21 protein-coding genes and 1 other RNA gene are annotated in these 23,625 nt (G+C 72.7%); 16 read left to right on the forward strand and 6 right to left on the reverse strand.

Translation table 11 applies throughout. The features are described 5' to 3' along the window. Nucleotides 1–116: 116 nt before the first annotated feature. Nucleotides 117–2,153 (reverse strand): hypothetical protein, encoded by a 2,037-nt coding sequence (locus ACFHWT_RS01095; RefSeq protein ID WP_416592708.1) that lies wholly within the window; start codon nucleotides 2,151–2,153, stop codon nucleotides 117–119. A gap of 212 nt (nucleotides 2,154–2,365) precedes the next feature. Here ACFHWT_RS01095 and ACFHWT_RS01100 point away from each other — a divergent pair, with 212 nt between their 5' ends. The 4 genes from ACFHWT_RS01100 (at nucleotide 2,366) to ACFHWT_RS01115 (ending at nucleotide 10,018) form a co-directional block, all read left to right on the forward strand. Next, nucleotides 2,366–4,078, forward strand: a complete 1,713-nt coding sequence (locus tag ACFHWT_RS01100; protein WP_416592886.1) for an ABC transporter transmembrane domain-containing protein — start codon at nucleotides 2,366–2,368, stop codon at nucleotides 4,076–4,078. A gap of 77 nt (nucleotides 4,079–4,155) precedes the next feature. Then, nucleotides 4,156–5,871 (forward strand): ABC transporter ATP-binding protein, encoded by a 1,716-nt coding sequence (locus tag ACFHWT_RS01105; RefSeq protein WP_416592709.1) that lies wholly within the window; start codon nucleotides 4,156–4,158, stop codon nucleotides 5,869–5,871. A gap of 134 nt (nucleotides 5,872–6,005) precedes the next feature. Then, nucleotides 6,006–9,104 carry an SNF2-related protein gene (locus tag ACFHWT_RS01110; RefSeq protein WP_416592887.1) on the forward strand — a complete coding sequence of 1,033 codons (3,099 nt, stop codon included), beginning with the start codon at nucleotides 6,006–6,008 and terminating at the stop codon, nucleotides 9,102–9,104. Then, complete coding sequence (locus ACFHWT_RS01115; protein ID WP_416592710.1) at nucleotides 9,101–10,018, forward strand: hypothetical protein; 918 nt, start codon at nucleotides 9,101–9,103, stop codon at nucleotides 10,016–10,018. Before ACFHWT_RS01110 ends, ACFHWT_RS01115 begins: the two co-directional genes overlap by 4 nt. A gap of 5 nt (nucleotides 10,019–10,023) precedes the next feature. Here the strand turns inward: ACFHWT_RS01115 and ACFHWT_RS01120 are convergent, their stop codons facing one another. Both ACFHWT_RS01120 and ACFHWT_RS01125 read right to left on the reverse strand, forming a co-directional pair. Then, nucleotides 10,024–10,275: a DUF3040 domain-containing protein gene (locus tag ACFHWT_RS01120; RefSeq protein ID WP_123602825.1), complete on the reverse strand. Its 252-nt coding sequence runs from the start codon at nucleotides 10,273–10,275 to the stop codon at nucleotides 10,024–10,026. A 279-nt stretch (nucleotides 10,276–10,554) separates the two neighbouring features. After that, on the reverse strand, nucleotides 10,555–11,301 hold the full coding sequence (locus ACFHWT_RS01125) for a bifunctional DNA primase/polymerase (protein ID WP_416592711.1): 747 nt from the start codon (nucleotides 11,299–11,301) through the stop codon (nucleotides 10,555–10,557). Between the two features lie 298 nt (nucleotides 11,302–11,599). Between ACFHWT_RS01125 and ACFHWT_RS01130 the strand changes: the two genes are divergently transcribed. The 11 genes from ACFHWT_RS01130 (at nucleotide 11,600) to ACFHWT_RS01180 (ending at nucleotide 20,871) form a co-directional block, all read left to right on the forward strand. After that, on the forward strand, nucleotides 11,600–12,835 hold the full coding sequence (locus tag ACFHWT_RS01130) for a helix-turn-helix domain-containing protein (RefSeq protein WP_416592888.1): 1,236 nt from the start codon (nucleotides 11,600–11,602) through the stop codon (nucleotides 12,833–12,835). A 49-nt stretch (nucleotides 12,836–12,884) separates the two neighbouring features. Next, nucleotides 12,885–13,451: a flavoprotein gene (locus ACFHWT_RS01135; RefSeq protein WP_416592712.1), complete on the forward strand. Its 567-nt coding sequence runs from the start codon at nucleotides 12,885–12,887 to the stop codon at nucleotides 13,449–13,451. 105 nt (nucleotides 13,452–13,556) lie between these two features. Continuing rightward, nucleotides 13,557–14,504, forward strand: a complete 948-nt coding sequence (locus ACFHWT_RS01140; RefSeq protein ID WP_416592713.1) for a Nif3-like dinuclear metal center hexameric protein — start codon at nucleotides 13,557–13,559, stop codon at nucleotides 14,502–14,504. Further along, nucleotides 14,501–15,241 (forward strand): zinc ribbon domain-containing protein, encoded by a 741-nt coding sequence (locus ACFHWT_RS01145; protein WP_416592714.1) that lies wholly within the window; start codon nucleotides 14,501–14,503, stop codon nucleotides 15,239–15,241. Before ACFHWT_RS01140 ends, ACFHWT_RS01145 begins: the two co-directional genes overlap by 4 nt. An 8-nt stretch (nucleotides 15,242–15,249) precedes the next feature. Then, entirely contained in the window at nucleotides 15,250–16,461 is a 1,212-nt protein-coding gene (locus tag ACFHWT_RS01150; RefSeq protein ID WP_416592889.1) for a bifunctional RNase H/acid phosphatase, read from the forward strand. Nucleotides 16,462–16,519: 58 nt separating this feature from the next. Then, nucleotides 16,520–17,281, forward strand: a complete 762-nt coding sequence (locus ACFHWT_RS01155; protein ID WP_416592715.1) for a sulfite exporter TauE/SafE family protein — start codon at nucleotides 16,520–16,522, stop codon at nucleotides 17,279–17,281. Nucleotides 17,282–17,502: 221 nt separating this feature from the next. After that, nucleotides 17,503–18,117 carry a histidine phosphatase family protein gene (locus tag ACFHWT_RS01160; protein ID WP_416592716.1) on the forward strand — a complete coding sequence of 205 codons (615 nt, stop codon included), beginning with the start codon at nucleotides 17,503–17,505 and terminating at the stop codon, nucleotides 18,115–18,117. Between the two features lie 173 nt (nucleotides 18,118–18,290). Continuing rightward, an RNA gene (gene rnpB / locus ACFHWT_RS01165) (RNase P RNA component class A) lies at nucleotides 18,291–18,708 on the forward strand. Between the two features lie 90 nt (nucleotides 18,709–18,798). Next, nucleotides 18,799–18,954 (forward strand): hypothetical protein, encoded by a 156-nt coding sequence (locus ACFHWT_RS01170; protein WP_416592717.1) that lies wholly within the window; start codon nucleotides 18,799–18,801, stop codon nucleotides 18,952–18,954. Between the two features lie 334 nt (nucleotides 18,955–19,288). After that, on the forward strand, nucleotides 19,289–20,356 hold the full coding sequence (locus ACFHWT_RS01175) for a Fic family protein (protein ID WP_416592718.1): 1,068 nt from the start codon (nucleotides 19,289–19,291) through the stop codon (nucleotides 20,354–20,356). After that, nucleotides 20,353–20,871: an NUDIX domain-containing protein gene (locus ACFHWT_RS01180; protein ID WP_416592719.1), complete on the forward strand. Its 519-nt coding sequence runs from the start codon at nucleotides 20,353–20,355 to the stop codon at nucleotides 20,869–20,871. Before ACFHWT_RS01175 ends, ACFHWT_RS01180 begins: the two co-directional genes overlap by 4 nt. 43 nt (nucleotides 20,872–20,914) lie before the next feature. Here ACFHWT_RS01180 and ACFHWT_RS01185 read toward each other — a convergent pair whose 3' ends face one another. Together ACFHWT_RS01185 and ACFHWT_RS01190 are read right to left on the reverse strand one after the other, a co-directional pair. Beyond that, nucleotides 20,915–21,619 carry a dienelactone hydrolase family protein gene (locus ACFHWT_RS01185; protein WP_416592720.1) on the reverse strand — a complete coding sequence of 235 codons (705 nt, stop codon included), beginning with the start codon at nucleotides 21,617–21,619 and terminating at the stop codon, nucleotides 20,915–20,917. 186 nt (nucleotides 21,620–21,805) lie between these two features. Continuing rightward, nucleotides 21,806–22,249, reverse strand: coding sequence for a DUF1801 domain-containing protein (locus tag ACFHWT_RS01190; protein ID WP_416592721.1), 444 nt, complete (start codon nucleotides 22,247–22,249; stop codon nucleotides 21,806–21,808). A gap of 163 nt (nucleotides 22,250–22,412) precedes the next feature. On the opposite strand from ACFHWT_RS01190, the gene ACFHWT_RS01195 reads away from it, so the two are divergent. Further along, nucleotides 22,413–22,796 carry an NUDIX domain-containing protein gene (locus ACFHWT_RS01195; RefSeq protein ID WP_416592722.1) on the forward strand — a complete coding sequence of 128 codons (384 nt, stop codon included), beginning with the start codon at nucleotides 22,413–22,415 and terminating at the stop codon, nucleotides 22,794–22,796. A gap of 13 nt (nucleotides 22,797–22,809) precedes the next feature. Here ACFHWT_RS01195 and ACFHWT_RS01200 read toward each other — a convergent pair whose 3' ends face one another. Then, a complete protein-coding gene (locus tag ACFHWT_RS01200; protein ID WP_416592723.1) occupies nucleotides 22,810–23,568 on the reverse strand; it encodes an alpha/beta hydrolase in 759 nt (252 codons plus the stop codon). Nucleotides 23,569–23,625: the final 57 nt, after the last annotated feature.

Here is a 23,625-nt window from a genome sequence, read left to right on the forward strand (position 1 = left end):
CGAATCGTCGGACCGCCGCCGATTCTGCCCGACCGGTGCCAGTTGCCCGATCACGGTGCGGCCCAGCTCAGCGGTGCCCGGTGAGCGACGACACACCCGGTGGGCCGGCGAACGGCTCAGGCCGGCCCGTCGAGGACGGTGCGGGCCCGTACCAGCCGTCGGGCCAGCTCAGCCGGCAGTTGCGGGTACCGACGGCCCAGATCGACCCGCAGCTCCAACTGCTGCGACCAGAGCACCGCCCGGCCCTGTTCCAGAATGGCCACCGTTTCGTCGAGGGCTGCCCCGTCGGTCGCCGCCTCGTCGGCCACTGCCTCGTCGGGGGCCGGAAGAGCCGAATGCAGCAGGCAGGCCGCCGCTTCGCCGGTGAGATCGGACCATCGGGACAGCTGGTGCCGGCGGTCGTCGTCGCTGCCGCCGCGCCAGGCCAGCAGCGGCAGCAGACCTACCGCCGCCCGGTATCCGTCGGCCGCCACCGCCCAATCGCCCTCGGCCGCCGCTGACTGACCCCACCGCCAGGCGGCGTCGATCCGGTCGGACAGCGTCGAGCTGGGTAGTCCCGCGGCCGTCCGCCACAGGTCGACGGCCCGGTCCCGGTCCGGTGGACGGCGATGTACGGCGTACCGCGCGGCCAGCGCGCTGCCCAGCACCGCCAACCGCAGCGCGTGGCTCGGGCCCTCCACCGTGGTACGGGCGAGTGCCTCGGACACCGCCGTGACGCTCGCCCGGAGGTCTGCCTGGTCGCCGCCCTGCTCGTAGCGCGCCAGGTGGGCGGTGCCGAGGGTGGTGAGCGCGGCGAGCCGACGCGGATCGTCCACCGCGAACCCGCGTACCGCCTCCGCCGCGCAGGTGACGGCGGCGGTGAGATCCTGTGGCTCGCCGAACCGCTCGGCCCGTCGGCGGTACGCGGTGCTGAGGTTGTTGAGCCAGCCGGCCCGCTCCCGGTCCGTGCCGGGGGCGCGATCGACGGCGGCCCGCTGCAGCGAGATCGAGCGGTCGACGTCGGCCCGGGCGCCCAGCCGCTCGTGGCGGGCGAGCAGCAGGGAGCCGAGGGCCGCGTCGAGACTGGGCCGTGTCGGGTGTGCCTCGTCCAGCTGGCCGTGCGCCCGCTCGGCGAGGCGGACCGCCGTGCCGAGGTCGTCGAGCGCACCGCTGCGGGCGAACCGGGCCGCCCGGAACCCCGCGAGGTTGATCAGCATGCCGACGCTGTCCGGGGTGTCGGGTCCAGCGGCCGACAGGGCCGCCTCGGTCGCGGCGATCGCGGCGTCCAGGTCGGTGTCGCGACCGTGCCGGGCGAAGCGGCTCTGCCAGGCGGACGCCCGGTTGGCCAGCAGCCGTCCCCGCTGCGGGCTGGCGGCCGGCAACACGGCGGATGCCTCGTCGAGGATTCGTACCGCGGCGTCGAGATCGTCGTCCGAACCGGCGCGTTCGGCTCTGGCGCGCAGCGCGATACCGAGGTTGACCAGCACCGCTGGCCGCTCCCGGTGGCCGGCGGGCACCAACCGTCCGGCCTGCCGGCCGCAGCGGATCGCTTCGTCGAGGTCGGCGGTCGCGTCGCTGCCGCGGAACCGGGCCCACCGCGACGCGGCCAGGTTGGTCAGGTAGCTCCACCGGCCCGGGTCGCCGGCCGGTGCGGTACGCAACGCCGCCGCACCGCGTTCGACGGCTTCGTCCAGGTCGGCGGTCGACCCGGTGCGTTCGTACCGCAGACGCAGGATCACCCCGAGCTGGTCGAGCAGACTCGCCATGGGGCCTTCGGCGTTGTCCACCGCGGTCCGGGCATGGTGGTGCGCCCCGGTCAGGTCGTCGTCGTCGCCGGTGATCTCGTACCGGCGGCGCAGCGCGGTCGCCAGGTGCAGCCGGGCCAGCGCGTGCAGGGCGACGCCATCGGGCTCCACGACCCGCAGTGCCGCCTGCCCGCACCGGACCGCCTCGTCGAGGTCGGCCAGGTCACCGGTGTACTCGAATCCGTACAGCAGGGCTGCCCCGCGGAGCAGGTGCAACGGTCCGGTCTGCGGATCCTGTGCCCTGACCAGCGCCAGCGCGGAGCCGGCCAGCCCGGCGGCGGTCCGGAACCGTCGTGGATCACCGGTCCGCAGGGCCCGGTCGAACTCCCGGGCCGATTGGGTGCTCAACAGCTTTACCCGGATGCCCACGACCACCACCTATCGACGTCGGATCACCGCACTGTTACCTGTGACGGACGGCACGCCGCCGGCCGATGGGGGAAAATGCGTCGGCGGCGTGAGTTGAGACGTTTTAGCCTGGGCGGGTGCCGCCGCTGATCCCGCACCCAGATCCGGGCATTCCTGACATCCGGGGGCCGGTGCGCTACCTGTGGTGGCTGGTGCGCCGCCAACCGTGGCGGGTGCTGCGCGGCGCCGGGCTGAGTACGGCGTGGATGGTCGGCCTGGCCGGCCGGCCGTACCTGGTGGCCCGGGCGATCGACGACGGACTGCGCCCCGGCCGGTGGGTCGTACTGGCGTGGTGGGTCGGTGCCGTCCTGGCCGCCGGGGTGCTGATCTCCGTGGTCGGGGTGTTTCGGCACCGCACGATGACCTACATCCGCGAGGACGCCACCGCCCGGTCCGCCGGGGTGCTGTCGCGGCAGTTGGCGCGCATCGGCGCGGTCCTGCCGAGCCGGCTCGCCACCGGCGAGGTGGCCACCGTCGGCGGCACCGACATCACCCACACCTCGCACGTGCTCACCCTGACCGGGCCGGGCGTCGGTGCGGTACTGGCGTACCTGGTGGTCGCGGTCCTGCTCTGGACGGTCTCGCCGGTGCTCGCGGCGGTCATCCTGATCGGCGTGCCGGTGGTCGCGGCGCTGCTCGGCCCGCTGCTGCGCCGGTTGGACCGGGCCGAGCAGATTTACCGGCGGGAACAGGGCCAACTCACCGCCCGGGCCGGTGACATCGTCGCCGGGCTGCGGGTGCTGGCCGGGGTCGGCGGTCGGTCCCTGTTCGCCGACCGCTACGTCGCCCACTCGCAGCGGCTGCGTGGGCACGGCTACCGGGTCGCGGCGGTGAACAGCTGGATCGAGGCGCTCACCGTCACCGTCCCCGGGCTGTTCCTCGCCGCCGTGGTGTGGCTCTCCGCCCGGATGGCGGTCGCCGACGAGATCACCGTCGGTGAGCTGGTCGCCGTCTACGGGTACGTCGCCGCGCTGACCGTCCCGGTCTGGTTCCTGCAGGAGGGCAGCTACCAGTTCATCCGGGGCCGGGTCGCGGCCCGCCGGATCGTGGCCCTGCTGCGGCTCACCCCCGATCCGGTGACCGACCTGGCGGCGCGGCACACCGCCGCCGCCCCGCCGCGGCCGGCCGACCTGCACGACCCCGACAGTGGGTTGACCGTGCCGGCCGGACGGATGATCGGGGTGGCGGCCGACGACCCGGGCGACGGGCAGGCCCTGGCCGACCGGCTGGGCCGGTTCCGCCGGTCCGGGGTGACCTGGGGCGCGGTGCCGCTGGGCGCGGTCGCGCTCGACGAGGTACGGGCCCGGATCCTGGTCGCCGACCACGATGCGTACCTGTTCGCCGGCACGCTGCGGCAGATCCTGCAGGGTGCGCGGGTGGACGAGCCGGGCGCGGCCGGCGACCGACGGGTCCGGGCGGCGGTCCGGGTCGCGTCCGCCGACGACGTGGTGACGTCGCTGCCGGACGGCCTGGCGACCCCGATCGGCAGTCGCGCCCGTACCCTCTCCGGCGGCCAGCGCCAGCGGGTCCGGCTGGCCCGGGCGCTGCTGGTGGAACCGGAGGTGCTGATCCTGATCGAGCCGACCTCGGCGGTCGACGCGCACACCGAGGCACGGGTCGCCGACCGGCTGCGCACCGCGCGGGCCGGCCGGACCACGGTGCTGGTGACCACGTCCCCGCTGCTGCTCGCGGCCACCGACACGGTGGCGTACCTGCGCGGCGGCCGGGTCGTCGGGATCGGCGGCCACGCGGAGCTGCTGGCCGGCGATCCGGGCTACCGGGCACTGGTCGCCCGGGGCGGTGAGTTGGCCGACGCGGCCGGACCGACCGTGGGGCAGAACGCGGGCCCCGGCGGCGGGTCGACGCCCGTGCCGGGTCAGCCGTGAGCGCGACCGGGCCGGCGGGCGCGCCGGCCACAACTGGGCCGTCAGCTGCAAATGGATCGCCGTCCGGCCGGCTGCCGGTGGCCGATCCGCGCACCGTCCGGCGGGCCACCGGTGAACTGCTCGGCCAGCAACGCTGGGTGGTCGCCGGCATCCTGGTGCTGCACGTCGGCGCGGCCCTGGCCGGCCTGGCCGGGCCATGGCTGCTCGGCCGGATCGTCGACGTGGTCACCGTCGGCGCGTCGGTGGCCGCCGTCGATCGGTTGGCGGCGGCCCTGGTCGGCTTCGTCCTGCTGCAGGGGCTGCTCACCCGCTTCGCCCGGTACGTCGGGCTGCGCTTCGGTGAACGGGCGGTCGCCCGGCTCCGCGAGGACTTCGTGCACCGCGTCCTCGGGCTACCGGTGTCGGTGGTCGAACGGGCCGGCACCGGCGACCTCGCCACCCGCAGCTCCAGCGACGTCGCCACGGTCGGCACGATGGTCCGCGATGTGGTGCCGGTGGTGGTGATCGCCACCGCGCAGCTGGTCCTGCTGTTCGGCGCGGTGTTCTGGCTGCATCCGCTGCTGGGTCTGGCCGGCCTGATCGGCCTGCCGTCGGTCGTGGCGGTGACCCGGTGGTATCTACGCCGGGCCCGGCCGGCCTACCTGACCGAGGGCGCGGCGATGGCCGCGTTGACCGACACGTTGACCACCACCGCCGACGGTGCCCGCACGGTGGAGGCGCTGCGGCTGGGCGACGAGCGGATCCGCGCCGCCCGAACCCGCATCGCCGACCTGTGGGCCGCCCGGCGGGCCACCCTCGCCCTGCGTTCGGTGTACTTCCCGGTGGCCGAAGCCAGTGTCGCGCTGCCGATCGGTGCCGCGTTGCTGGTCGGCGGGCTGCTGCTGCACCGGGAGACCGTCACCCTCGGCGCGGTGGTCGCCGCCGCGCTCTACCTGCAGCAGGCCGTCGATCCGTTGGACACCATCCTGCAGTGGATCGAACAGGCCCAGCGAGGGCTGGCGTCGTACGCCCGGGTGCTCGGCGTCGGGCAGGTGCCGCCGGAGCCGCGCGGCCGGGGTGCCACTCCGGCCGGCCGCGAAATGCGGGTGACCGGTCTGACCTTCGGCTACGGCGGCGGCGTCGACGTGCTGTGCGGTATCGACCTGGTGGTGGCCGCCGGGCAGCGGCTGGCGATCGTCGGCCCGTCCGGGGCCGGCAAGTCCACTCTGGCCCGACTGATCGCCGGCATCGAGGTGCCCCGCGACGGCGTGGCGCGTCTCGGTGGCTGCCCGGTGACCGACCTCGACCCGGCGCAGCGGCGCCGCCGGATCGCCCTGGTCACCCAGGAGCACCACGTCTTCATCGGCACGCTGCGCGACAACCTGCGGTTCGCCGCCCCCGAGGCGTCCGACGAGGCGTTGCGGTCCGCGTTGGTCACCGTCGGTGCCGACTGGTACGCCGAGCTGCCCGACGGCCTGGACACGGCGCTCGGTGACGGCGCGCTCGACCTGTCGGCCGCGCACGCCCAGCAGGTGGCGCTCGCCCGGCTGGTGCTCGCCGACCCGGACATCCTGATCCTGGACGAGGCGACCGCCGCCCTGGATCCGACCACCGCCCGCCGGACCGAGCAGGCGTTGGCGGCGGTGCTGGCCGGGCGGACCGTCATCGCCATCGCGCACCGGTTGAACTCGGCCCACGACGCCGACCGGGTGGCGGTGCTGGACCAGGGCCGGATCACCGAGCAGGGCAGCCACGACGAGTTGATCGCCGCCGACGGCGCGTACGCCGCGCTGTGGCGCTCCTGGCACGGCTGACCGCCTCCGGCGGTACCAGTCGGATCACCCGTACCATCGGCGCAGGTGCCGACGGCGAAGGAGTGGCTGTGCTGGTGGTGCAGGGGCTGCTCGGCCCCGCCGGTCGGCTCGCCGTCTGGGCCGAGGACTCGACGTTGCCGTCGGCGCCGCCCCGGCGGCCGGGGCGGCCGCCGCGCCGCCGACCGCACCCGTTCGCCGCCGGACACGAGACCCTGGTCGCCGCGCTGAGCCCTCTGCTCGGGCCGGTGGCGGTCAAGGCGGTCACCGGCAGTACGGCGGTCCGGCTGCCGACCGTCGCCGGCGCTCCGGTCGAGTCACCGGAGCTGGTCCGTACCCAGTCCGACGCGCCGACCACCGGGCTGGCCCGCGACGGCGGCCACGCCGACTGGCTGGTGTCCACCCTGGAGTTCGACGCGGACGAGGCGTTGCCGGTGCTCTGCACCCTGCACGACGTCGATCCGGCAGCCGACGCCGCACCCGGCGACGGAATGCCGGGTGGGCTGGTGATCGGCGCCGGGGTGCGCCACCTGGCGCTGCTCGCCGGGTTCGCCGCCGAACTGGTCGCCCGGGGCCGGGTGCTGCCCGCCGTCCGGCCCGGCCCGGCACCCGGGTCGGCCACCGCCTGCTGGCTGCCGCTGCTGACCGGTGCCGACCAGCGGTGGGCCCGGTCGCTGGCGTTGGCCACCCCGGCGGCGGCGCTGGCCGCCGGGGCGCCCGGCACCGGACACCGGCCTGTCGCCGAGGCGCTGGACGCGCTGACCGACGCCGCCGCCCGCGCCGCGCTGCAGGGCGTACGGCTGGCCGAGGGCCGGGCCCGGTCCGGGCCGTTGGCCGCCCGCGACGCCTGGCTGACCGCGTTGACCGGCCCCCGGCGGGACTTCACCGCCCCGGTCGCTGCGCTTCACACGCTCGCCGCCGAGCTGGAGCACTGGCAGCGGGACGCGGCCGGCGGCCCGGTGCGGGCCCTGTTCCGGCTGCGCGAACCCGAACGCGACCCCGATCCCGCCACCGACGATGACGGCACCGACGGTGACGCCACTGACGGTGATGGCACCGTCGGATGGCGGTTGGAGTTCGCGGTGCAGGCCACCGCCGAGCCGAGCCTGCTGGTCGACGCCGCTGCGATCTGGCGCGGCGGCCGGCAGCTCCAGCCGCTCACCCGGCACACCGCCGACCCGCAGGAGACGCTGCTGGCCGAGCTCGGCCGGGCCAGCCGGCTGTGGCCGGCGATCGACGACGCGCTGCGCACCGCCACCCCCGACGGGGTGGACCTGGACGTCGTCGCCGCCCACCGGTTCCTGCGCGACGGCGCGCCGGCCCTGCACGCCGCCGGGTTCGGTGTCCTGCTGCCGTCGTGGTGGCGGCGGCCCACCGCCCGACTCGGTGCCCGGCTGCGGGCGAGTAGCCGTACCGCCCCGGGCACCGTCGCCGGCAACCGCGACTTCGGCACGTCCGCCCTGGTCGACTACCGCTGGGAGGTCGCCCTCGGCGACCAGCCGCTGACCGAGCAGGAGCTGCGGGACCTCGCCCGAACCAAGACCCCGCTGGTGCGGCTGCGCGGCGAATGGGTCGAGGTCGACCCGACCCGGCTCGCCGCCGGACTGAAGCTGCTGCGCTCCGGCGGTGAGCTCACCGTTACCGACCTGCTGCGGGTCGCCCTCGACGCCGACGACGACGCGTTGCCGCTGCCGGTGCTCGGCATCGACGCCACCGGGGCGCTCGGTGACCTGCTCAGCGGTGAGGTGGAGCGCCGGCTCGCCCCGGTGGCCGAACCGGCCGGCTTCCAGGGGCGGCTGCGTCCGTACCAGCGGCGGGGTCTGGCCTGGCTGCGGTTCCTGGACTCGCTGGGGCTCGGCGGGGTGCTCGCCGACGACATGGGGCTCGGCAAGACCGTACAGCTGCTGGCGTTGCTCGCCGCCGACGCACCCGACGCCGGACCGACCCTCCTGGTCTGTCCGATGTCACTGGTCGGCAACTGGCAGCGGGAAGCGGCCCGGTTCGTGCCCGATTTGGCGGTGCACGTGCACCACGGCGCCGACCGGCCACGGGGCGCGGAATTCGCCGCTGCGGTGGCCGGCGCCCGGCTGGTGGTCACCACCTACGCGGTGGCCGCCCGGGACACCGCCGACCTAGCCGGGGTCGGCTGGCACCGGATCATGGTCGACGAGGCGCAGGCGATCAAGAACGCGGCGACCCGGCAGGCCACCGCGGTCCGGTCACTGCCCGCCCGGCACCGGATCGCGATCACCGGTACGCCGGTGGAGAACCGTCTCGCCGACCTGTGGTCGATCATGGAGTTCGCGAATCCGGGCCTGCTCGGCGGCGCGGCCAGTTTCCGCCGCCGGTACGCCGAACCGGTCGAACGCCACGGCGACGCCGAGGCCGCCGGGCGGCTGCGCCGGATCACCGGCCCGTTCGTGCTGCGCCGGCTCAAGACCGACACCGCGATCATCTCCGACCTGCCGGCGAAGCTGGAGATGGAGGTGCTGTGCCACCTCACCGCCGAACAGGCGTCGCTCTACCAGGCCGTGGTCGACGACATGATGGGTCGGATCGAGTCCAGCGACGGCGTCGAGCGGCGCGGCCTGGTGCTGGCCACCATGACCAAGCTCAAGCAGATCTGCAACCATCCGGCGCAGTTCCTGCGCGACGGTTCGCACCTGGCCGGGCGCTCCGGCAAGCTGGCCCGGCTCACCGGAATCCTCGACGAGGTGTTGGCGGCGGGGGAGAAGGCGCTGCTGTTCACCCAGTACGCCGAGTTCGGCGCGATGCTGCGCGGGTACCTGTCGGCGTACACCGGTCGGGAGGTGCTGTTCCTGCACGGCGGTCTGGCCAAGGCCGAGCGCGACGACCTGGTGGCCCGGTTCCAGGCCGGCCACGGCGACGGCGACGGGCGGCCCGGGCCGCCGCTGTTCGTCCTGTCGTTGAAGGCCGGCGGCACCGGGCTGACCTTGACCGCCGCCAACCATGTGGTGCATGTGGACCGGTGGTGGAACCCGGCGGTGGAGGACCAGGCCACCGACCGGGCGTTCCGGATCGGCCAGCGGCGGGCGGTGCAGGTCCGCAAGTTCGTCTGCGCCGGCACGTTGGAGGAGAAGATCGCGGCGATGGTGGCGGACAAGCGTGGCCTCGCCGCGACCGTCGTCGGTAGCGGTGAGCAGTGGCTGACCGAGTTGTCGACCGCGCAGCTGCGGGAGCTGTTCACGTTGGAGGCCGGGACGGTGGTCGAATGAACCGGTTCGAAGACTACGGGCGGCCCCGGCGGGTCGACGGTGGTCTGCGCGCCCGCAGTGCCCGGGGCGCGATCGGACATTCCTGGTGGTCGCGCCGCTTCGTCGACGTGCTGGAGTCGTTCGCGTTGGGCACCCGGCTGACCCGGGGCCGCTCCTACGCCCGGGCCGGGCAGGTGCTCGCCCTGACCGTGGCGCCTGGCGTGGTGACCGCCCAGGTACAGGGTTCCCGGCCCCGGCCGTACCAGGCGCGGATCGGGCTGCGGCGCTACGGCGACGCGGTGTGGCGGCGGATCGAAGGCACCCTGGCCGGCCAGGCGCTGTACAGCGCCCGGCTGCTCGCCGGCGACCTGCCGCCGGAGCTGGAGCAGGTGTTCGCCGCCGCCGGGGCACCCCTGTTCCCGGCCGGGGTTGACGAGCTGGCGATGAGTTGCAGCTGTCCCGACGCGGCGGTGCCGTGCAAGCATCTGGCCGCCACCTGCTATCTGCTCGCCGAGGAGTTCGACACCGACCCGTTCCAGATCCTGCACTGGCGGGGTCGGGACCGGGCCACTCTGCTGCGTCAGCTGCGGCTCGCCCGTGGCGGTGACGACGGGGCGTCCGCCCGTGGTGGCGGCGGGGCGCTGTCCGTCGACGCTGCCCCACCGTCCGCCGACTCCGGTTCGCCGCCGGTGACGTCCCCGGTCGGTGCCGGCCCCGCGCTGGCCGGCCGGTCCGAACCCGTCGCCGCGTCGGACGCCGGATTCTGGCGTGCTCCGGTGCCGCTGCCGGACCGCGAGCCGGTCCTGCCGGCCCGCGCCGACCTGCTGCTGCGCCAGCTCGGCGCGCCGTCACCGGCGATCGGCGGCCCAGGCCTGGCGACCGTGCTGGGCCGGGCCTACCTACGGTTCGCCGAACCCGCGCCGGCCGACGACTGACTCGGCTACCAGCGGCGGGCCCGCAGCGCGAGGAGACCGGCGGCGGTGAGTGCCACCGTGCAGATCGACGCGGCGATCCAGCCGCCGAACAGGGCGAGCAGCGGCACCACCGCCCAGAGCAGCACACTGGCGATGATCGCCGCCCGGTTCCGCCGGTTGGCGGCCTGATCGCCCAGGCGGGCGACGAAGTCCGGATCGGTCGTCCGCAGATGGCGGGCGATCTGGTCGAACCGGCGTTGATCCTCCCTGCTGAGCATGGCGTGCCTTCCCTCCGAACGTCCCGACGGCCGTGCCGTGGTGGCGAGGCGTGGTAACGCAAATCCGTACCGAACGATGCGTACCGAACGGTCATCGGGGCATTACCCAATCGTCCGCCGCTCACGCAGCCCGGTTCCGCAGCTTGCGCCTCAACCGGCAAACAGGACGGCCGCCGGCCCGGAACCTGACGGTCCCGGGCCGGCGGCAGCCGGGAAGATCCGCCTACCCGGGTGAGCACCCGGGCCGGTGGAGTCACCCACAGGTGACCGCTGGGAAGGTCACAACGCCCGGCGCAGGGTGGACGTCTGCCGGGGGACGAAAACCGCGGCCGCCGGAGCGAGCGGGACGGTGAGCGGTACGGCGCCCGGCAGCGGCCCGACCGGCGCGCTGCGGGGCTGCGGCAGCCGTGGTGGCGCGGCGGCGGTTTCCCGGGCGTCGACGATGATCCGCTGTACGGCGTACGAGTCAGGTAGCCGCCAGCCGACCTCGTCCGGATCGACCGCCCAGCGGACCGGCCCCTGCGGCAGCACGGTCGGTGGGGCGGGAATCCAGGAACCCGGCCCGTGCCGGATGACGTCCAGCGATTCGGCCAGCTCCGGGCGCAGCGCGTCACCCGGGCGTACCAGGAACATCCACCGTCCGGTGGGGGTGACCGCGACCGGCCCGCGTAGCTGGCCCCGGCCGGGCGCCGCAGCCCCGCCGCGCAGCCGCAGCGTGCACAGCGTCCGCAGGCCGAGCCGGGCTGGTACGTCGAGTACGTCGAACGCCTGTCCGGTGGCGAGCAGGACGGTGTGCGGCTGCTGGCGCCACCACGAGCCGACCTGGTCGCGCTGGTCGCTGGCGTCCCGTTCCCAGTGCTGCAACGCCGGGTGGCAGCCCGTGGTGGGACAGCCGGGGCGGTCGCACCGGAAGCGCCCCTGGTGCAGGTACGCCCCTGGCGTCACCGGCCAGCCGTGTCGGGCGTAGCGCAGCGCGCCGCGGCGTAGCCGCAGGCGGACGAAAGGCGGTTGGACCGTCCACCGCATGATCGAGATTCCTCCAAGACATCTGGGTGCCGGCCGGACCACTCGCCGGGTCCGGTCGGTCGGATCAGGGCAGCCGGAACCGGCGTCGCCGGGGCGGGTGCGCCCCGGCGACACGCCGGAACTTTTCGGCTGCCAACCCTTTGCAAGTTGCATCGAAAACTACGACCATCTGTGATGGACCTAACGCACTGCCTGTGCGATGAGCACGGTCAGTGGTCCCGGTGTCCGGGGGGATGCCGCATCGACCAGCACGTTTACCGGCTATGTGGTGCCCGGCACCGCGAGGGGGAACATGAGCGTGGAGGAGTTACCCATCGGTCGGCGGGTCGCGTACTGGCGCGGCCGGCGCAAAATGTCCCAGCAGGTGTTCGCCGACCGGCTCGGCAAATCCAAGAGCTGGGTGGACAAGGTCGAACGGGGGGTGCGCCGGCTGGACAAGTTCTCGGTGATCCACGAGATCGCCGACGTGCTGCAGCTCGACGCGCAGCTGCTGCTCGGCAAGGACCCGGAGCGGCGGCCGGAGAGCGTCACCTGCATTGACCAGGTGGAGGTGGAGGAGATCCGGGCCGCACTGGAACGCTACGACTCGATCAGCACGTTCTTCCGACCCACGAACAGCCCGCCGCAGCTCGCCGAGATGCACAAGGCCACCAACCACGCCTGGCTGACCTTCCAGCACGCCAAGTACGGGGTGCTGGCCCGGGCACTGCCCCGGCTGCTGCGTGACGCCCAGGCCGCCGACGCCCACTACACCGGTGACGACGACGACGCGCAGCAGGCGGCAAGTCTGCTCGGCCAGCTCTACCAGATCGCCTCGGCCACGCTGCGCAAGCTCGGTGAGCACGATCTCGCCTGGCTGGCCGCCGACCGGTCGATCGCGGTGTCGCACCGGGCCGGCGACCGGCTGCTGACCGGGGTGGCGACCTGCCGGGTCGGCAACGCGCTACTGGCCCTCGGCCGGTCCCGTGCGGCCCTTGAGGTGAACGTGAACATCGCCAACCGACTCGCCCCGGCGGACAGCCGCAGCAGCACCCCGGAGCAGCTGTCCGTCTACGGCCTGCTGCTACTGCAGGGCGCGATGGCCGCGGCCCGGCTCGGCGACAGCGCCACTGTCCGGGACCTGGTCAACGGTGCCGCCGACGCGGCCCGGGCGCTCGGCGAGAACCGTAACCACTACTGGACCTGCTTCGGCCCGACCAATGTGCAACTGCACCGGGCGGCGGCCGCCGTGGAGCTCGGCGAGGGCCGGGCGGCGGTCGAGACCCACCGGGTGATCATGGAGGATCCGGGCTTCAGCGCCCTGCTGCCGGAACGGCGGGCGCACCACCTGCTCGACATCGCCCGCGGCTACGCCCAGTTCGGCGAGCTGGAAAAGGCCACCGAGATGCTGCTGGAAGGCGACCGGCTCGCTCCGGCGGAGATCCGCTGCCGACCGGTCGCCCACGCCGTCATGTCCGACGTGCTGCGCCGTACCCGGGGTACGCCGTCGGCGCCGGTCGCCGAACTCGCCGAACACATGGGGGTCGGCGTGTGATCCGACACCCCCGCAACAGCCACGTACCCATCAACGGAGAGGTGACGGTGTGACCCCGGCCGGTGCCCGGATTCTCTACGTGATCGCCTGCGGCAGCCCAGCCTCCCGTCACGTCGGGAGGCTGGTCACGCTGGCCCGACAACGCGGCTGGTCGGTCTGCGTGGTGGTCACCCCGGACGGACGCAAGTTCGTCGACCTGCCGGCGCTGGCCGCACAGACCGGCCACCCGGTGCGGGTCGACTACAAGAACCCCGGCGACCCGGACGTGCTACCCCCCGCCGACGCGATGATCGTCGCCCCCGCCACCGCCAACACGATCAACAAGTGGGCCGCCGGGATCACCGACACCCTCGCCCTCGGACTGGTCGTCGAAGCACAGGGCAAGGGCCTGCCGATCGTCACACTGCCGTTCACCAACACCGCGCTCGCCGGGCACCCGGCGTTCCAGGAGAGCGTCGTCCGGCTGCGTGGCTGGGGGGTGCGGGTGCTGCTCGGTGACGACGTGCTGCCGTTGCGGCCGCCCGGTGAGGGGGACCAGATCATCGACCGGATCCCCTGGCAACTCACCCTCGAGGCCCTCGACGAGCAGTTGTCCGCCGGCACCACCCACGGCTGACCGGGACGCCCCAGGGCCCGTCGGGCGCGACGCCCCACGGCCGAACGGACGCCGCCGCGCCTGAACGTCCGGAGTGCGGCGGGTGGATGGGTAAGCTGGGCCGCCGTGGACACAACTGCAGCATCACCGGTACGGGTCGCCGACGTGACCGCCGCCGTCGAGCGGCGCTACCCGCTGGCCTGGGCCGAGCAGTGGGACCGCGTCGGCCTGGTCCTCGGCGAACCGGACGCCCCGGTACGGCACGTGTGGTGCGTCGTCGACTGCGTACCGGAAACCGTCGCCGAGGCGGTCGACGCCGGCGCCGACATGATCATCGCCCACCACCCGCTGCTGCTGCGCGGCGTCTCCTCGGTCGCCCCCACCACGTACCAGGGGCGGATCGTCCACGACCTGATCCGGGCCGGCATCGCGCTGTACGCCGCGCACACCAACGCCGACGTGGCCCGACCCGGCGTCTCCGACGCGCTCGCCGACCGGCTCGGCCTGACCGACCTGCGGCCACTGGTGCCGGCGGCACCCGGCAGCCCGGCCGCCACCGTCGCCGGCCAGGGTGCCGGCCGGGCCGGCACGCTGCGCCAGCCGCTTACCCTCGCCGCACTCACCCGGCACGCCGCAGAGGTGCTGCCGGCCACCGCCTGGGGGGTACGGGCCGCCGGCGACCCGGGACGCATCGTCACCACCGTGGCGGTCTGCGGCGGTGCCGGTGACACCTACCTGGCCGCCGCGACCGCCGTCGGCGTCGACGCCTACCTGACCGCCGACCTGCGCCACCACCCGGTCAGCGAACAGCTCGCCAGCGGCGGCCCGGCGCTGCTCGACGCCGCCCACTGGGCCACCGAGCGCCCCTGGCTGGACGACCTCGCCGCGTACCTCACCGGCGAACTCGGGGTCGACGCCACCGTCTCCGACCTCGACACCGACCCGTGGACGCTGCACACGCCGTCCGCCGGCCGCCCCCGCGTGGCGACCAGCGCCACCCCCACCCGTTCCGCACCCGCCACCCCCACCCGTTCCGCGCGCGCCGCATCCACCCATGAGGAGCCCCATCCGTGAAGGCAGACCCGCAAGCCCAGCGCCGCCTGCTCGACCTGCAGGCGATCGACACCGCGCTCGCCCAACTCGCCCACCGGCGACGGACGCTGCCCGAGCACGCTGAGCTGGACGCCCTGGCGCGGGAACTGTCGGCGTTGGAAGACGAGCGGGTCCGCGCCCAGGTCGCCGTCGACGACCTGGACCGCGACATCGCCCGGCTGGAACGCGACGTCGACCAGGTCCGCGCCCGCAAGGACAAGGACCAGGCCCGGCTCACCGCCGGCTCCGGCCCGGCCCGGGAGTTGGAGGCGCTGCAGCACGAACTCGCGTCACTGACCCGCCGGCAGACCGAGCTGGAGGACGCCGAGCTGGAGCTGATGGAACAGCGGGAGACCGCCCAGGCCGCGCTCGACCAGGTCACTGGCCGGATCGACAGCACCCGGCAACGGCGTGCCGAGGTCGAGCAGACCCGGGAACGCACCCTCGCCGAGATCGCCAGCGAGGAACAGTTCAAGACCTCCGCCCGCGCCCCGCTGGCTGGCGACCTGCCGGCCGACCTGGTCGCCCTCTACGACAAGATCCGGGAGAACTCCGGCGGGCTGGCCGCCGCGCTGCTGCGCGCCGGCCGCTGCGGCGGCTGCCGCCTCGAACTGTCCGCCACCGAACGGGGCCGGATCAAGGCGGCCGACCCGGCCGAGGTCCTCCGCTGCGAGGACTGCCGCCGAATCATGGTGCGGACCGCCGAGTCGGGCCTGTGAGCGCCGCCATGAAGGTCGTCGTCGAAGCAGACGGGGGCGCCCGGGGCAACCCCGGGCCCGCCGGGTACGGGGCGGTGGTGCTGGACGCCGACACCGGCGCGGTGCTCGCCGAGCGGGGCGAGGCGCTCGGCGTCGCCACCAACAACGTCGCCGAATACCAAGGGCTGATCGCCGGGCTGCGGGTCGCCGCCGAGATCGGCGCCACCGCAGTCGACGTTCGGATGGACTCGAAGCTGGTCGTCGAGCAGATGTGCGGCCGGTGGCAGATCAAGAACCCGGGGCTGCGGCCGCTCGCCGCGCAGGCCGCCACACTGGTCCGCGAGTTCGACTCGGTCAGGTTCAGCTGGATCCCCCGGGAGCAGAACAAGCGCGCCGACACCCTGGCCAACCAGGCGATGGACCAGGCCGCCGGCAAACCGGCCAAGGCCACCAAGGCAACGACAGCACCGGCCGCTTCGGCTACTCCTGGTGTGCCTGCCGTGCCTGGTGCGCCTGCCGTGCCGGTCGCCGAGGTCCAGCCGTCGATGTTCGCCGTCGCCGGGGTCGGCGACGCCCCAGCCGCGTCGTGGGAGCCGCCGACCACCGCCACCGCCACCCGGCTCATCCTGGTCCGGCACGGCGAGACCGGGCTGAACAAGCAGAGCCGCTACTCCGGGCGCGGCGACGTGCCGCTGTCCGAGCAGGGCACGGCGCAGGCCACCGCCGCCGCTGCGCGGATCGCGGTGATCCGGGCGAAGGTCGACGTCATCGTCTGCTCGCCGCTGTCGCGCTGCGTCGACACGGCGCGGGCGATCGCTGCCGAGGTCGGCGACCCGCCGGTACGCGCCGAGGCCGACCTGATCGAGTGCGACTTCGGCGAATGGGAGGGCCGCACCTTCGCCGAGGTGCGGGAACGCTGGCCGGCCGAGTTGACCGCCTGGCTCGCCTCCACCGAGCTGTCCCCGCCCGGCGGGGAGTCGTTCGCCCAGGTCGCCGGCCGGGTCCGCCGGGTGGTGCGGGAACTGCTCACCACGTACCGGGGAAAGACCGTCGTGGTGGTCTCGCACGTCTCCCCGCTGAAGATCATGCTGCGCGACGCGCTCGGTGCCGGGGACGCGCTGCTGCACCGGCTCTACCTCGACCCGACCGGCATCTCGGTGATCGACACCTGGCCGGACGGCGGCGTAGCGGTGCGTACCGTCAACGACACCGCCCACCTCGCCGGCATCGCCACCCCCTGACCTCGCCGGCATCGCCACCGCCTGACCCGGGCGGCCGGTGCGCCGTTAGCCTCGCAGGATGGATCTTCCCGCGTTCGCGTTGCTGGTCGGGGCCGGGCTGGCGGCCGGCACCGTCAACGCGGCGGCCGGCGGCGGCTCGCTGATCACCTTCCCGGCGCTGATCGCCGTCGGGCTGCCGCCGGTGTCGGCGAACGTCACCAACGCGATCGCGGTCTGCCCCGGCTACGTGGCCAGCACCGTCGGCAGCCGCGACGACCTGCCGCGCCGCCGCGGACTGTGGCGCCTCGTCCCGACCGCCGTCGCCGGGGCGGTCCTCGGCTGCGTCCTGCTGCTGATCACCCCGCCCCGGGCCTTCGAGCTGATCGTGCCGTTCCTGGTGATCAGCGCGGCGGCGGTGCTCGGCTTCCAGAACCAGCTGCGGCGCCTCGTCGGTGAACCCCGCGACCTGCCAGCCGGGCGCGAACAGATGTCACTGCAGGCGATGACCTTCTTCTGCGCCGCGTACGGCGGATATTTTGGTGCCGCGCTCGGGGTGATGCTGGTCGCCGGCCTGGCCCTGGTGCTCGACGAGGCGCTCAACGGCGTCGTCGCGCTGAAGAACCTGCTGTCGGCGGCGGTCGGGGTGACCACCGTCGCCGTGTTCGCCATCTTCGGCCCGGTCGACTGGGTCGCGGCGGTGACGGTCGCCCCGGCCACCATCGTCGGCGGCTACGTCGGCGCGCGGGTGGTGCGCAAGCTGCCGCCGACCGTACTGCGCTTCGGCATAGTCGCTTTCGGTGTCGGTATCGGCGTCCTGCTGCTTGCCCGCGCCCTGCGCTGACCCGCTCTCGGCGCGCTGACCGCCGGGTCTGCTCGTCCTGCCCGCGCTGACCGCCGAGCCTGCTTTCTCCTGCCCGCGCTGACCGCCACTCCGCCGGATCCGCGCTCGAGTTGAAGGCCAGATACCTTATCTGTCCGTTGTAAGGTCGCTGACCTTCAACTCGTGCGCGAACTCCTGCGGCCCGGGCCCACTGACGGCGACGGGGCCGGGATGATGATCGGATGGCGCGGACGCTGCTGTACCTGGTCCGGCACGGCGAGCAGGACAGCGACGAGACCGGGTCCGACCCAGGCCTGTCGGAGCTCGGCCGGCGCCAAGCGCGCCGGCTCGGTCAGCGTCTGCGTGCTGTGCCGTTCGACGCCGTCCACCACGGTCCGGCGGCGCGGGCCGCGCAGACCGCCGAGGAGATCGCGGCTTTCCTGCCCGGGATCGCGGTGCACGAGTGTCGGTTCGCCGCCGACGTGACGCCGGTGCCGGCTCCCGGGCGCGCCGACCAGGCGGTGCCACAACGGTACGTCGACTTCCTCGACGCGGTCCCGGAGTCAGAGCGCGATTCGGGCGCGGCACGACTGCGGGCGGCCGTGGAGCACTGGGGGCAGGTCGGTGATGTCGACCGGCACGAACTGGTGGTGACGCACAACTTCGTGATCGGCTGGGCGGTCCGGCATGCGCTGGACGCGCCGTACTGGCGGTGGCTCGGGCTGAACCAGTTCAACTGCGGCTTGACGATCGTGCAGTGGCGCAGCGACGCTCCGCCGACCCTGGTGAGCTTCGACGACATCGGCCACCTGCCGCCGGGCGAGCGCGGCCAGCCACCGGTGGAGTTGCTGATCTGAGCCGCCTGGCTGTTGCCTGGCTGCGGGCGTAGGTCATGCGGTGGATCTAGAAGGATTTGGCCGGTATATCGACCATAATCCTTCTAGATCACTGTTCTGGGCTGGTCGTGGTGGCCTGCCGGGCCTGCGGGCGGGAATGATCGTGGGCTGCGTACGATTGATCCTCGGACGGACGAGTCGACCGGGCGGCCGCGTCAGCGGGGGATACGTCCCCTGTTGCCGAGGAACGTCCGGACTCCACAGGGCAGGGTGGTTGCTAACGGCAACCCGGGGCGACCCGCGGGACAGTGCCACAGAAAACAGACCGCCGGGCGGTGAAACGCCCGGTAAGGGTGAAACGGTGGGGTAAGAGCCCACCAGCATCCCGGGTGACCGGGATGGCTCGGTAAACCCCACCCGGAGCAAGGCCAAGAGGGCCGGTGTCGCGAGACGCCGACCTGCGCAGGCGTTCGAGGGCTGCCCGCCCGAGTCTGCGGGTAGGCCGCTGGAGCCTGCCGGCGACGGTAGGCCTAGATGGATGGCCGCCCCCGCTGCGCGACCGGGCAACCGGCGCGTACGGGACAGAATCCGGCGTACAGGTCGACTCGTCCGTCCCACCCCAGTTCAGAGCCACGAGCGTACCTGCGGCTGCGTCAACAGGGCAGGCCTCGACGTTCGCGCCAAGGTCCTATCGTCGGTGCCGTGTCCGACATCCTGCAGATCGGCTCCCTCGCCGTCCCCGTTGGTGCCCTCGTCGTCTACGCGGTCGGGTTCGTGGTCCTCTACTGGGTCATCCGCCTTGCTGTCCGGCACGCCATCCGAGACGCCGACCGGCGTCGGTCAGGCGAGCGGCGGTAGCGTCGGGACGCCTCTGGTAGGTGACAAAGGTCTGGCCAGGCAACCACACAGCCTGTCCGCCCTTTGACGGTGTCGCATGGTCAGACTCTCTGACTGGGCATCGTCCCGTCGCCAATGCCAGCGGCAATGTCCCGATGTCTCTTACATAGGGACAGCGGGTTCGCCGTGGTAGAATGTCCTTAACTTAAAGACATTGGGACATGGGTTGATCTACGAAACGCTTGAGTTGGGCGCCGACGACGCGGCCGTGCTCGCCGAGATCCACGAGATGCGCCGAGAGTTGGCCGCTGCGCTCCGTGCCCCTCGACGGTGGCAGGGCGGGCTGCGTCGGACCATGCTCGCCCGTGCCATTCAGGGCTCCAACAGCATCGAAGGCTACGTGGTCGAGGAGGACGACGCCGCCGCCGCGCTCGACGACGAGACGCCGTTGAGCGCCGACGAGCGCACCTTCGCCGAGATCCGCGGCTACCGGCACGCGCTCGGCTACGTCCTGCAGATGGCGTCCGACCCGCACTTCGTGTTCGACGCCTCCGGCCTGCGCGGCATGCACTACATGATGCTCGCCCACGATCTCGGAAAAAGCCCGGGACAATATCGGACCGGCCAAATCTTTGTCTACGACGAGCGTTCCGAGCGCCGGGTGTACCAAGGGCCGGACGCGGGCCTGGTGCCAGGACTGATGGGCGAGCTTGCCGACCGGCTCCGGAACGAGCCGGATGTCGATCCGATGGTCCGGGGTGCCATGGCGCACCTCAACCTGGTGATGATCCATCCGTTCCGGGAGGGCAACGGTCGCATGGCGCGTGCCCTGCAAACGCTGGTGCTGTCGCGGGAGGCCATCGTCGAGCCTGCGTTTTCCAGCATCGAGGAGTGGCTCGGCAGCAACACCGACGACTACTACCGCGTCCTCCTCGCAACGGGTCGGGGGGCGTGGAGCCCGGAGAACGACGCTCGGCTCTGGGTCTCCTTCAACCTGCGAGCCCATCATATGCAGGGACAGACCGTTGCCCGACGGCTCGATGAGGCATCGGCGGTCTGGAAGGAACTGGACCAACTCACTGTCGAGCACCGACTGCCCGACCGGGTCACCGACCTGTTGTACGAGGCCGTACTCGGATACCGGCTCCGCCGGGGTGGCTACGTGAAACTGGCCGGGATCGAGGAACGCACCGCGTCCCGCGATTTCGCGCAACTGGTCGAGGCAGGGCTGCTTCGGGCGATCGGGGAACGGCGGGGCCGCTACTACGTCGCAGGTGAGGAACTGATCGACACGCGGCATCGCAGCCGCGAAAGCAGACGGCCGCTGTCGGACCCGTACCCCTGGTTGCCAGCACACCTCGTCTCGGCGGTGGCGGAGATCGCGCAGCCGGTGCCGAAACGAGCCGAAGGCGACGGCGGATGACTGGAAACCGCCGTGAGCGGCTGCCTGCCCTGGTGACTCCATCGGCGGACGACTACACCGCGACGTTGCCGCGCAAGCGGATGGGTTCGGGGGTGCTCTTCCGGGACCACGTCGGACGGATCCTGATCGTCGAGCCTACGTACAAGGATTACTGGGAGCTGCCGGGTGGGGTGGTGGAGGCCGACGAGTCGCCGTACGAAGCGGCGGTCCGCGAGCTGACGGAAGAACTCGGCCTGACCGTTGCTCCGGGCCGGTTGCTGGTCGTGGACTGGGTGCCGCCGCGTACCGGTCGCACCGAGGGGGTCATGTTTGTCTACGACGGCGGGGTCCTGGACACCGCGCGGACCGACGCGATCCGGCTGCCGCCGCAGGAGTTACGCAGCTGGGGGTGGTCGACCCTGGCCCAGGCGCAGCAGCGGTTGTCACCGCTGCTGGCCCGGCGGGCCACCGCCGCCGTCGAGGCAGCCGACGACGGCGGGACCCGCTATCTCGAGGACGGCAACCGGGTCTGCTGAGCCCGAGCCGATCCGGACGGATGCCAGCTTCGATCAGTGCTGGTCAGTGCGGCAGGAGGTGCCGGGTGAAGAACCGTACTGTGCTGTCCAGTTCGTGTTCCGGGAGCCGGTCGGCGTGCCGGCCCGGGTTGGCGTGCAGCGTCTTCTCCGCCGAGCCGAACGCGTCGAACAGGGCCAGGCTCTGCTCCCGGGGCACCCGTTCGTCCTCCCACTGGATCAGAAACTCGACCGGCACGGTGATGCTGGCCGCAGCGTCCAGCGTGGATGCGGCGGCTGCTCCGCCGAGGCCGAGGACCGCCGCGCGCACTCGCGGCTCGGCGGCGACGAACGGTACGCCGAGCCCGCAGCCCAGCGAGATCCCCCAGTAGCCGACCGGCCCGGCGTCGAGATGGTCGAGGACGGCCTGCCACTCCGGGACGGTCTGCTCGGCGACCAGGGCGTGGAAGTCGGCGAGCGGCGCGGCCAGGTCACCTCCGGAGCTGACAGCGGACTGGATCTCGGTGGCGATGTCCTGGTAGCGCTCGTCGGTCGGGCGCTCGCCGTGGTTCGGCACGTCCACGCAGACGGCCGCGTACCCGCTGGACACGAAACGGTGGGCCCGGTGCAGGACGCCGGGAGCGGTCTTGTGCTGGCCGCCGCCGTGGCCGATGACGATCAGCGGCGGGCGGTCGGCGCCGCTGCTGGCTGCCGTCCAGAGCACAGCGGGTACGCCGTCGACAACGAAGTGTTCTTCCTGGATGGTGTGCATGCGCACGCGCCTTTCGGGAGTGCCTGTGCGGGCGCTCCCTAGACCATGCGGGGGAGGGAGTCCCGACCTGTCACAGCGTTGATCGGTCTCACCTCCTCGGGCAGCAGTCATGCACGGCGCAGCGAGCGTACCGTAACCTCACCCCGCTATCGGCGCTCACCTGTCGGTCGAAGCCGTACCCGCAGGTCAGCTCACGGCCTTCTTGACGAGGGCGGCGATGGTCTCTGCGGCCTGCTCGCTGAGCTGGGCGACGGCGAAGGACGTCGGCCACAGGCCGCTGTCGTCGGCGAGGTTGGCCGTAGCGGTGAAGCCGAAGGTGGAGTACGGCTCCTTGTCCGCGTGTCCGCTACGGAAGAAGCACACGACCTTGCCCTTCCTCGCGTACGCCGGCTGGCCGTACCAGAGCTTTGGGGACAGGTCGGGGGCGTTGGTGGTGACGATGGCGTGTATGCGTTCGGCCAGTAGGCGGTCCGACGGTTCCATCTGGGCAATCTTCGACAGCACGTCGAGCTCCTCGGCGGCTGCCTTGCCACCACGACTGCGGGTCGTCTCCCTCTTGAGCTCTGCAGCGCGTTCTTTCATGGCGGCGCGCTCGCCCTCGGAGAAACCGTCCGTGCCTGCCTTGCCCATCGTGTCGCTCCTTGTCGTTGTCGGGTGTGACCGAGGGTCACGCTAGCCGTGCTGCGACGGCCGGTGCTTCTCGATTCCTGATCGGTCCAGACGGCCCGACGCCACGGGCCCTGACCGGCGGAAGGTGCCGCGAGCCGGACATTCAGCCGGTTAACCTCCGGTGGTGAGCTCTCTGCCTGACGATTACACCGCGACGTTGCCGCGCAAGCGGATGGGCTCGGCCGTGCTGCTGCGGGACCGTGACGGACGGATCCTGCTCGTCGAGCCGACGTACAAGGACTACTGGGAGCTGCCAGGTGGCGTGGTGGAGGCCGACGAGTCGCCGTACGACGCGGCGGTCCGTGAGCTGGCCGAAGAACTCGGCCTGGCGGTTACTCCCGGACGGCTGCTGGTAGTCGACTGCCGCAGGCGCAGCAGCGGTTGTCGCCGCTGCTGGCTCGGCGGGCCGCCGCCGCGGTGGAAGCGGCGACGGACAACGGGACTGCATACCTTGAGGGTGGCAATCAGGTGGGGAGACCGTAGGGCTCGCGCGGAGCCAGATCGGTGATCGCTCGGTGGTGTCAGGAACTGCTTGCGGTGCCAGGGCTATCCAGGTGCCGGGCGAAGAACCGGATCGAGCTCTCGATTTCGAACGACGGGACTCGAAAGTGGCTGCCGGGGTTGGCGTGTAGCGTCTTTTCTGCGGAGCCAAGTGCGTCGAACAGCTTCAGGACGGAGTCCCGTGGATTGCCTTCGTCGTCCCACTGCAGCAGGAACTCGACCGGGATCGTGATCCGCGCTGCGATGCCGGTGAGCCACTCGCTTCCAACGAGGCCGAGGACCGCTGCCGTGATCCGAGGCTCGGCCGCGACCAGGCGGATACCCATCTCACCGGCTTGGGACAGACCGTAGTACCCGACGGGCTGGCTGTCGCCGACGGAGTCCAGGTTCTGCAGCGCGTCTAGGGTGGTCTGCCAGTCGGGTATGAGCTGCGCCGCCACGGTTTCGTTCAGGGCGGGCCACGCCGGGCCGAAGGGCTCGCCTGCGGCCTCCCGTTCCTCGATGAGCGCGACAAGCCGCCGGATCTCCGGGTGCTCCGGTCTGGCACCGGTACCCGGCGCGTCGATCGCGGCGACCGCGAAGCCACCGGAGATGACGTAGGGAAAGGCTCTGGAGACAACCTCCCATCCCTTCTTGTGCTGGCCGCCGCCGTGCCCGATCAAGACCAACGGACGGGGACCGGAGCCCTCGGCAGGCGTCCAGAGCACCCCGGGGATGTCCCCGACGCTGAAGAGCTGCTCGCGGATGCCGTCAGCGACGGTTTCCGAGGCGATGCGCATGGCAGGGATTACACCGGAAGTCCCGCCGACGCGGCGAGGCAATTACCCGATGCGGAC

The organism is Micromonospora sp. LOL_021 (genome assembly GCF_048060215.1).
Lineage (GTDB): Bacteria > Actinomycetota > Actinomycetes > Mycobacteriales > Micromonosporaceae > Micromonospora_E.

Coding starts and splice junctions, on each gene's coding strand:
- ACFHWT_RS01155 (WP_416592715.1), top strand. CDS start 16,520: ATGGATCTTCCCGCGTTCGCGTTGCTGGTCGGGGCCGGGCTGGCGGCC.
- ACFHWT_RS01120 (WP_123602825.1), bottom strand. CDS start 10,275: ATGCTCAGCAGGGAGGATCAACGCCGGTTCGACCAGATCGCCCGCCAT.
- ACFHWT_RS01190 (WP_416592721.1), bottom strand. CDS start 22,249: ATGGGCAAGGCAGGCACGGACGGTTTCTCCGAGGGCGAGCGCGCCGCC.
- ACFHWT_RS01150 (WP_416592889.1), top strand. CDS start 15,250: ATGAAGGTCGTCGTCGAAGCAGACGGGGGCGCCCGGGGCAACCCCGGG.
- ACFHWT_RS01185 (WP_416592720.1), bottom strand. CDS start 21,619: ATGCACACCATCCAGGAAGAACACTTCGTTGTCGACGGCGTACCCGCT.
- ACFHWT_RS01115 (WP_416592710.1), top strand. CDS start 9,101: ATGAACCGGTTCGAAGACTACGGGCGGCCCCGGCGGGTCGACGGTGGT.
- ACFHWT_RS01180 (WP_416592719.1), top strand. CDS start 20,353: ATGACTGGAAACCGCCGTGAGCGGCTGCCTGCCCTGGTGACTCCATCG.
- ACFHWT_RS01125 (WP_416592711.1), bottom strand. CDS start 11,301: ATGCGGTGGACGGTCCAACCGCCTTTCGTCCGCCTGCGGCTACGCCGC.
- ACFHWT_RS01200 (WP_416592723.1), bottom strand. CDS start 23,568: ATGCGCATCGCCTCGGAAACCGTCGCTGACGGCATCCGCGAGCAGCTC.
- ACFHWT_RS01160 (WP_416592716.1), top strand. CDS start 17,503: ATGGCGCGGACGCTGCTGTACCTGGTCCGGCACGGCGAGCAGGACAGC.
- ACFHWT_RS01175 (WP_416592718.1), top strand. CDS start 19,289: ATGCTCGCCCGTGCCATTCAGGGCTCCAACAGCATCGAAGGCTACGTG.